Source organism: Mesorhizobium sp. M0208, from assembly GCF_040322015.1.
GTDB lineage: Bacteria > Pseudomonadota > Alphaproteobacteria > Rhizobiales > Rhizobiaceae > Mesorhizobium.
This window is the reverse complement of record NZ_JAMYSP010000078.1, coordinates 1-7630: the sequence shown is the minus strand read 5'-3', so window position 1 is coordinate 7630 and position 7630 is coordinate 1. Positions and strand designations below refer to the sequence as shown.

The window sequence follows — 7630 nt, the reverse complement described above, 5'->3', positions numbered from 1 at the left end:
CTGGGCAAGGCAACCCGGCACAACATGCTTGTGAAGGCGGAATGCAGTTGCGGCAATGTCCGCTACTGCCGTTCGGCTGACCTGATGATGGTATATGGCGGCGGCGTCGACCCGCTGAAACTGAAGTTCGACTGCAGCCGCTGCAAGCTGACGGTGAAGATCACCCTGCTCGAAGTACATCCGGAGCACCTTCCCAAGCGCCTGGTGATCCATAAGCCGGTGAAGGTCGACGGGAAGATCCGCTGGACTACCGAACGGTTCCGGGGACAGGGGCGTGGCAAAAGGCTGGACCCCGCAAACTCTGATCGACTCGAAGACACGGCTCACTGCGTCCTGCCACAATCCGCGGTGTCACCAAAACCAGCCGCTTGAGAAGCTGAGGGCCAAGCTCGGCCCGGATGCAGCGATGGCGGACGATCTCATTCCGAAGCTGAAATGCGCCAAGTGCGGCGGCAAGCGCGTTGGACTGATTTATACGCCCGACACCAACCCGAGCCCCTACGGCAAGGCAGAGGGCGGGCGATGAACCTAAGGTCCGGTTTCCGGCGAAGCAGTGCCGGCCTGCTTCATGAAGTCATGGCGGCGCGCGCGAACATGTGCCAGCAAATTCGCTTCATTGCCGACCCCGGATCTAAAGAGAGACAGCGTGGTCGAGGCGAGAATCTGGCTGTCTATCAAGGTGCTGTACGATTTCGCGTCGGCGACTATCTGATCGACAACCCGCTGGCAGATCGCTCGATCTTTAGGTCTAAGGAACTGACTTTTCGGTGCTCGTGGCAATCTCGACGCCTTTAAAGGGGAAGTTACTGTGTCCCCCGCGACCGAAGCGTGGGTCTCCGTGAATGGACCCTAAACGCATTCCGACAGATAATTGCCATTCGTTTGAGTGGTGCCGATGTTTTTGCTATGGCGTGGTAATCGAGGCCATTAGCCGTATTGGGGACGGTAATTTTGGGACCAGTACGCGCACGGTCGCGAGGGGAGTTAGTTCAAAGCCCCTATAGAGGACAATCGCCGAATGACAATTGCAACGCTGAGGCCGGACGGCTGGCCGCAGGCGGCGACCGTCGGCTACGTGAACGAAGGCCTTACGCTCTATTTCCTCTGCGGCCTGGATAGCCAGAAGGCGGAGAATCTGGCGCGAGACGATCGCGTGCCCTCTATCGCCGTTTCGCCTTCAACGTGCTGATTTCCAACGTCGACGATCACCTGCGCAATCACGGCTTCCTTTGGCTGGGAAGGGCATGATGGTCGCTATCGCCTGCCTACGATCTCAATCCGGTCCCGACGGATCTAGAGCCGCGGGTTCTGACGACCAACATCGATTCGTGTTCGCTTGGTCTTCTGGAGAGCGCCGCCGGGTTCTTCGCGCTGACGCTCCCGCAGGCGCGAACGGTCGCCGTGGTGACGTCGACCAGGCGCGATTTTGCCAAGGCCGCGGGGGCGCGACCGGCGGAGATCAACGGGATGGCGATCGCTTTCGAGCACGATGATCTCAAAAGGGCTCTGGCGCCGCGCGTCCCGGCCTTCGACTTGCTGCAGCCATGTTCCTGGCGAGCCCGACCAGGCGCAGGACAGCCCGCTTTGGATTCGACTCGAGCCAAACGCCCCTGATCGGGCTGACGATCGCTGGTGACGGTCGATATCAGCAAGGTCAGGCTGGTTGAGAAGTACAGGGCGCCAAAGCGCAGAAAGCCGCTGCGCGACATGGCTTAGGTCGTCCGAGGGCGGGAAGCTTGCGCGGACCTCCCATTGGTGATTTGCTTCACGTCACTTGGGAGGGGCAAATGCTGAAGGTTATTGGAATAGCGGCGCTGGCTGGGATCTGTGCCACTCCCGCCTCTGCTACGTGCTTCCAAATGAGGAGCGACGTAAACGGGGCCATTGATTATCTGCTTTGCCTCCACAATGAGCACGTGGATCTTTTGAATCAGCATGCGGACGACCTGAACGGACAAGGCGCATCAATAAGCACTCTTTCGAAAGCGGCACTCTTGGCGGATGACAACGGCCGAGAAGCAGCGAACCGCATACAGAGCTTAGAGAGAGGTCCGCGAGCTTCGCGACGAGATCGATTCGTTCAAAACTGAGCGCCAATAATGCGACGCGCGGCTGCCTCGTACTTGTTCTCGCAACGGTGAGTGCGGCTTCGGCGGACAGCCCCGCGAGGAAAGCTCGACAGATTGCTCTTCAGAATTCGTGGTCAGCATGCATGGCGATCTCCGTTGATGGGGTCGCCGCACCGAATTCACTGTCCCCGGTCTGTCGGCCGGATGCAAGTCGCTTCCACCATGCCGCCTTCACGATGCAGCATGGCGGCGACAATGACGTCGAAAACGTTCCCGACCTCCTCTTCGATCTCGTGTGCCTTGATGCCGCTCTCCTCAGCCGCTTTCAGGGCCTGGTCGGCAAGATTCCTAATAGCGAACGGATCGCTTGACCTTGCGTTAGGCAGATGCTCTGCCATCCATTTCTCGAAGAAGTTGATGCCACGTGTGCTCATCCAGCCATAAGCTGGCGAATGGGATTAAGTTCCTTCTTCCCGAAAATCCTGCAGCGAGGCGTGCTTCCAACGATGCAGGCCCGGTGAGCAATTGCGAGTCGGATTGAGCCGATCGGACCTTAGTCGGCGGTTGCCGATCAGACTTTAGTCGGCGGTTCGAGGAACAAGTCACCCTCTCGATGATTGGTACGATAATACCGTCGGAAAGGAATTTCAAAGTGGGAGATGACAAGCCCAGCCGCGAGCGACTCAAGGAGGCTCAGGCGAAGGGCCTCGCGGAGGAGACCGGTATAACGGAGGCGCAGGCAAGCGATCTGATTGAAATGATTGGGACCGATCGCGCATCATTGCTGCGCGAGGCACGGATCCTGAAGAAGCGCCAAACGCCGCCGGCAAAGTCGTGACACAAGGATGGCCCCCACCCTCCGGGAGAGGACGCGGGCCGACCGGAGGACACCGATCTCAGCATCGGTCTCGTAGCAATGCTGCAGATGCCTAATCCGCGTCTCAAGGTTGCGTTCCATAAGAGGTCTGTCTGGTGCAGCGTGCCTACTTGGCCTTCTTGCCTTTTCGGTTCAGCTTCGGCTTCGATGCCAGCGCAGCAGCAGGAGCGGTTTCGGCCGTAAGTCGTTGCTCCCGTAGCCGAGCCGTCTTTGCATCTCGCGCGATGCGCTCAATGTCGGTGAAAGCCCGTGCAGCATCCGACGTGCGCTCCTGTCTGTCGGATTTTTCTTTATCAGATAAGTATCGCCTCTCCCGCATTATTGTCCTCGATCTGACGGTACGGGCTTTTGTCGCCGACCGAACCATTGTCGCCGACCGTGTTCCCCCAGACAACAAAAAAAGCCCGCGCCTCTGGCGGAGAACGCGGGCCCGATCGGGCTTTTGGCCCGTCTGCAGCGGGCGCTGAGGGGGCGCACTCGCTGATCACAGACAATCATCAGAAATCACTAAAGTTCCACCCTGACTAATACTTCGGAAACGACTGCAGCAGCATTGAGACAAGATCTTTGCCGGTGCTCGTGAAACAGAGGGCGCGATTGGTCTGGGCATTTGTCGGAAAGTCCCAACCCCAGCTTCTTCGGTGCCTGCCCTGAGTGTCTTCGCCCCGCTCCGTAAGGTGGTCCACGTGATGTTGTTGGTGTTGCGCTTGCAGGCGCCGCCAATCAGAAGACCATCGTCGACGGTATCTGCAACCGCATCTTGAGAAGCTGGCGCCGTGCGGTGATCAGCGTGCGGATCAGCATGCTGTCGAAACCCTTGACCCGAACTTCTCGGTAGAAACCAACCTCGGCCAGATGTGCCAGGCCATTCGCATCATTCGCATCGGTCTTGTTCGCGGCCATATCCAGCGCGGCCGATGTGGCCTCTGTTCCTGTTAGGCATGATTCTTCTCCCATGCCACCCTCCGCCGCGGCAGCGCTCAACACGAGCAAGCGAATGTAACAACAATGGGCTGAGAGGGCCGCCCAGGATTTCAGCCGAAAGGGTTACCGGGCTCTCGGTCGATCGAAGCTGCGGGCTGGTTAATGGGCGCAGTCGCGCCATTTCTTGAAACCGGTCGTAACGCTACGCGACGACGCGCGCAACATCGGTCTTGGTCCTAACCACGACTGGGCTTCTCATGGTGCCGATGCGTTTGGACTAATGTGCGTGGCGCATGCCGTTCCCGAGAAACTCCCTGCCAACACGCGTGCCAAGGTACTAGCGCTCAGCATCGTCTGAAATGACGGGCGGTCGGAATCGGTAATCGCAGTTGGCTTACCTTTGGAGGTGTCGGCGAAGCAGCCTGAGGTTGCGATTATTCGCCTTGAAGTATACGTCGAAGATCGAACCTAGGATAGGAACGCTCCCCACAACCGTATCGAGCAGCACGTTCCCCAACATGCGAGCGATCAGGCCACTCCCAGCACCGCAGTTACGCGCTTGTAAGACGATGTAAGCTGAAACCAGGCCTGATGCTGCATCTCCCAGGACAGGGACTAGGCCGACCAAGGCGTCCATTCCAAAACGTATTGAAGTTCCGGGGACGCGCCAGCGGGAATCGAGTAGACCGGCCAAGAGATCCAACTCGTCAATTGCTGTCGCTGCCTTAAGCTCGCCAAAGCCCTGCGCGCTCTTCGCTGGCTTTGAACGGTTGCGGCGAAGTATCAGGTCTTCTCGATCCAGGGCAGTCATTCTAGATTTTCGCTCGCGCCGGCTGGATCATTGATCAGTTACCCTTAGCCTGCGTCCAACCCGGGGGCACGTCGTCGAGCAGGGTCGTTTCATCCGAGCCCTGCGTCGGCTCAGCTGGGGGCATTTCACCATTCGGGGTCATCTGATTGACCGCCTCAGGCAGATCTCGCGTGATCCTGGCAATGAGCTCCTCGCGCGAAAGACCGGTCTGCATAGAAAGAGACGTGAGCGTATCCTCGTCTATGGCCATCTCCACCTCGCGTGGCTCGATTGGCTGGTTCGGTCCAGTGCTCACCCAAGAGTCTACCTTTGATCCCGCACCCACATTTCTGAATCGTTCGAGGATGTCGCCGAGAGCGGTGCCCGACACACCTTTGGACAGTTGATCGACCATTCCACCTTGCGGATTGTTTGGATCGCGTTCCCGCGCGCGACGGATCATGTCTCCTATCTTGTCGCGGTTCTGGTAGGCTAGAACCCCAAGCATCGCGATCGCTAGTTTTCCCAGATTTGCCATTGGTTCCTCCTTATTCCAACTTGAAAAAGGGCTCCGCCTGGCAAAAGTTCCGCGAACGACGATCTAATATTGTGCAGGACGCACGCTGGAGTTTGCGGTTTCCCACTATCACTTTGAAAGAACTTGGCTTTCGTCGGCGATTGAGCATGAGCGGATTTGTTCCTTAGTACGAGGGGGCGAGTGTTTGGTACAAAAATCTGAGCGGGTGATCGGATAACTGGCTCGGGCGAGGCCGCTTCGGCGCGGAGAGATCATGCGTTCCTCGAAGCGCCTGATCGCCGCCGACAACCTGACGCAGAAGGAAAACGCCAAGGTCGAGGCGCAGCTCGCCATCGCCCGCGCCATGATGCGCGCCGGCCGGTCTTGACGATCGACAACCCAGCGCCAGTATCCTGGCGATGGATGAAAATTACATCTACGGAGAAAGAACCGGCCTGCAGCTCGTGCGTATGGCGATCGGCCGGCGTGCTGCCGAGCGAGGAGGCAGTCAACCTGCTCTATGGACCGTTGCCGGTGCATGAGGGCGAGGCGCTTGCAAAAGCGATCATCGAGACTGTCGAGCGGCTGACCCGGACTATTGACGCTTTGCCGTGGCCATCGGGGCCAGCGATCCCAAGATCAGATCAGTCGTAGACTTTGACAATCTTGCGTGTGCCGGGATCGACAAGGACGGTTCTGCCGTCGACCACAACATAACGGTATTTGACGTTCGGGACCTCGTGAAGCTCCACGGTGTCTGGGAGGGGCGAGCCGATATTAAGCTCCACTCCAGGGATTTTCACCGATGCGAGCGGCTGCTTCTTCACGTATTCCTTGATGACGGTTTCCTGCTGAGGTTCGATGATCACGTCCTGAGCAGCAGCGGCACCAATGCCGGCCAGCAGCAAAAATCCCGCGGCTGCGGTGGAAAGATGCATTCTCATAGCTGTCTCCTTGTTGGAATTTGCCGGGACGCAATCTTCATCGCGCCAAGCTCACCTCAACGCGAGCCAATCAACGAACGTTCCTCGAAGGGGCTTAAACCATGCGAAGCGTCACGGATATATTTGTGCTCGCCCCGCAGATGTTTAATGCGCAGCTTCACCCCAGGCTGACCCATTGAGTAGCCGGCCGCTTCTTGACGCCTTCCGGAGGCTTACGCGTGCTGCTGGTCCGGAAGGGCTCGATAGTGTTGAAAAAGTCCGCAACTAAGCTTGTTGACCCCATCGGTTATCCGCCAACAACGGACAGAATCGAGTTCGCGCCAAAAGCTCAAGAGCCACGCGGTAACGAACTATCCCGGCGGCTTGATGCGGAAGATCGAGTTGCCGGAGATCCATAGCGAATCATCTCCATAACGGATAGCGTCGCCTAGGTACACTCCGGATGGGCGCTTGAACTTGCCACTGAACGAGTTCGTATTCGGGTCAATGCGAATGACCGGGACGAGTATCGTTGATAGCCAGACAAAGCCGCCTCCGACTGCTATATCGCCGCCCTCTCCGGCGGCGTCAGCCTCGATGGTGGCGAGAACCTCACCGGTTTTGCCATCGATCCGCTGGACGGTTCCGTCGCCCTGATTGAGGACCCAGATCGATCCTTCGCCGGACGTCAGGAACCGCGGCTCTGGGTTGAGAGCAGTTGTCGTAACGATCTGATTCGTTTTCGGATCGACACGGTACAATTCACTTTTCGCAGTTCCTGTAACCCAGACGGACCCGAAGTCTGCGACTACGCCGGAGCTGGCAGATGGCAGCGGTACCTTCGCGACCTCGTTCCCATTCTGAGCATCATAGCGAGCCAGGATCTGGCCATTGCTACCGGTGACGGCCCATACGGCACCTTCACCGACTCCGATGCTACCTTCGCTGTCGAATAGGAGGGACGGTATTTGCAGGACGATTTTGTTTGCGCGCGGGTCTACCTTGTAGATTGTCTTGCTGCCGACATCCGGCACCCAGACGGCGCCCTCGCCGATGGAAATCCCGCGGTAACTGCCGACAGCCCCCTCAATGGGAATGTCGGTAACAGAGTTGTCGTCTGGATTGATCCGAACAAGCTTACGGCCACTCATCATCCAGAGAGAGTCAAAACCGAAGGCTAAGAAATCGCCGCCACGCTCTATTGTCGCTTCTATGAGCACCTCAGGGGGTTTTTCCTCGGGAGCTGCCGGAGTTGCCCAAGCCGAAGCTGCTATCGAAAGAGCGATCGCGTATGTTGCTGTTTGGATTCCCATTTGCCCCTCCATCAGGGGAATTCCACCTCGCCGTACTGGCTCTGGTCATTCCAAGTAGCGGCCAAACGCAAGCACCCCTGGCATCACGGCTAGGATGGTTGTTGTTCAAGCGTCTTCCGCTTCGCGGGGCCGGCTAGGGTCAGGACTCATTGATCCAGAAGATGAAGGCTGCAGCGAAGGCGATCGCCGACAGGAAGGTGTGAGCACATCGGTCGTA

At 58.1% G+C, this 7630-nt stretch carries 7 protein-coding genes and 3 pseudogenes; 5 read left to right on the top strand and 5 right to left on the bottom strand.

Annotation, left to right across the window (positions count from 1 at the left end; all coding sequences use genetic code 11):
* From NKJ17_RS33085 to NKJ17_RS33065, 5 genes and pseudogenes are all read left to right on the top strand, one after another.
* Window positions 1-372: hypothetical protein (locus NKJ17_RS33085; RefSeq protein ID WP_352691892.1), on the top strand; the 372-nt coding region annotated here is incomplete at its 5' end.
* 646 nt (window positions 373-1018) lie between these two features.
* A pseudogene (locus NKJ17_RS33080) lies at window positions 1019-1156 on the top strand (pyridoxamine 5'-phosphate oxidase family protein); the annotation flags it as partial.
* Window positions 1129-1515, top strand: a pseudogene (locus NKJ17_RS33075) (HipA domain-containing protein); the annotation flags it as partial. The pseudogenes NKJ17_RS33080 and NKJ17_RS33075, both read left to right, overlap by 28 nt.
* Window positions 1516-2212: 697 nt before the next feature.
* Window positions 2213-2440 carry a hypothetical protein gene (locus tag NKJ17_RS33070; RefSeq protein WP_352509911.1) on the top strand — a complete coding sequence of 76 codons (228 nt, stop codon included), beginning with the start codon at window positions 2213-2215 and terminating at the stop codon, window positions 2438-2440.
* A 281-nt stretch (window positions 2441-2721) separates the two neighbouring features.
* Complete coding sequence (locus tag NKJ17_RS33065; protein WP_352509912.1) at window positions 2722-2907, top strand: hypothetical protein; 186 nt, start codon at window positions 2722-2724, stop codon at window positions 2905-2907.
* A 783-nt stretch (window positions 2908-3690) separates the two neighbouring features.
* On the opposite strand, the pseudogene NKJ17_RS33060 reads toward NKJ17_RS33065, so the two are convergent.
* From NKJ17_RS33060 to NKJ17_RS33040, 5 genes and pseudogenes are all read right to left on the bottom strand, one after another.
* Window positions 3691-3888: pseudogene (locus tag NKJ17_RS33060) on the bottom strand (IS110 family transposase); the annotation flags it as partial.
* A gap of 376 nt (window positions 3889-4264) precedes the next feature.
* A complete protein-coding gene (locus NKJ17_RS33055) occupies window positions 4265-4681 on the bottom strand; it encodes a DUF4112 domain-containing protein (protein ID WP_352691889.1) in 417 nt (138 codons plus the stop codon).
* Between the two features lie 34 nt (window positions 4682-4715).
* On the bottom strand, window positions 4716-5198 hold the full coding sequence (locus NKJ17_RS33050; protein ID WP_352509915.1) for a YidB family protein: 483 nt from the start codon (window positions 5196-5198) through the stop codon (window positions 4716-4718).
* A 623-nt stretch (window positions 5199-5821) separates the two neighbouring features.
* Window positions 5822-6121, bottom strand: coding sequence for a DUF1236 domain-containing protein (locus NKJ17_RS33045; protein WP_254816945.1), 300 nt, complete (start codon window positions 6119-6121; stop codon window positions 5822-5824).
* A 350-nt stretch (window positions 6122-6471) separates the two neighbouring features.
* Window positions 6472-7413 carry a Vgb family protein gene (locus NKJ17_RS33040; RefSeq protein ID WP_352691887.1) on the bottom strand — a complete coding sequence of 314 codons (942 nt, stop codon included), beginning with the start codon at window positions 7411-7413 and terminating at the stop codon, window positions 6472-6474.
* Between the last annotated feature and the right edge of the window lie 217 nt (window positions 7414-7630).

Coding starts and splice junctions, on each gene's coding strand:
- NKJ17_RS33050 (WP_352509915.1), bottom strand. CDS start 5,198: ATGGCAAATCTGGGAAAACTAGCGATCGCGATGCTTGGGGTTCTAGCC.
- NKJ17_RS33045 (WP_254816945.1), bottom strand. CDS start 6,121: ATGAGAATGCATCTTTCCACCGCAGCCGCGGGATTTTTGCTGCTGGCC.
- NKJ17_RS33070 (WP_352509911.1), top strand. CDS start 2,213: ATGGCGATCTCCGTTGATGGGGTCGCCGCACCGAATTCACTGTCCCCG.
- NKJ17_RS33055 (WP_352691889.1), bottom strand. CDS start 4,681: ATGACTGCCCTGGATCGAGAAGACCTGATACTTCGCCGCAACCGTTCA.
- NKJ17_RS33040 (WP_352691887.1), bottom strand. CDS start 7,413: ATGGGAATCCAAACAGCAACATACGCGATCGCTCTTTCGATAGCAGCT.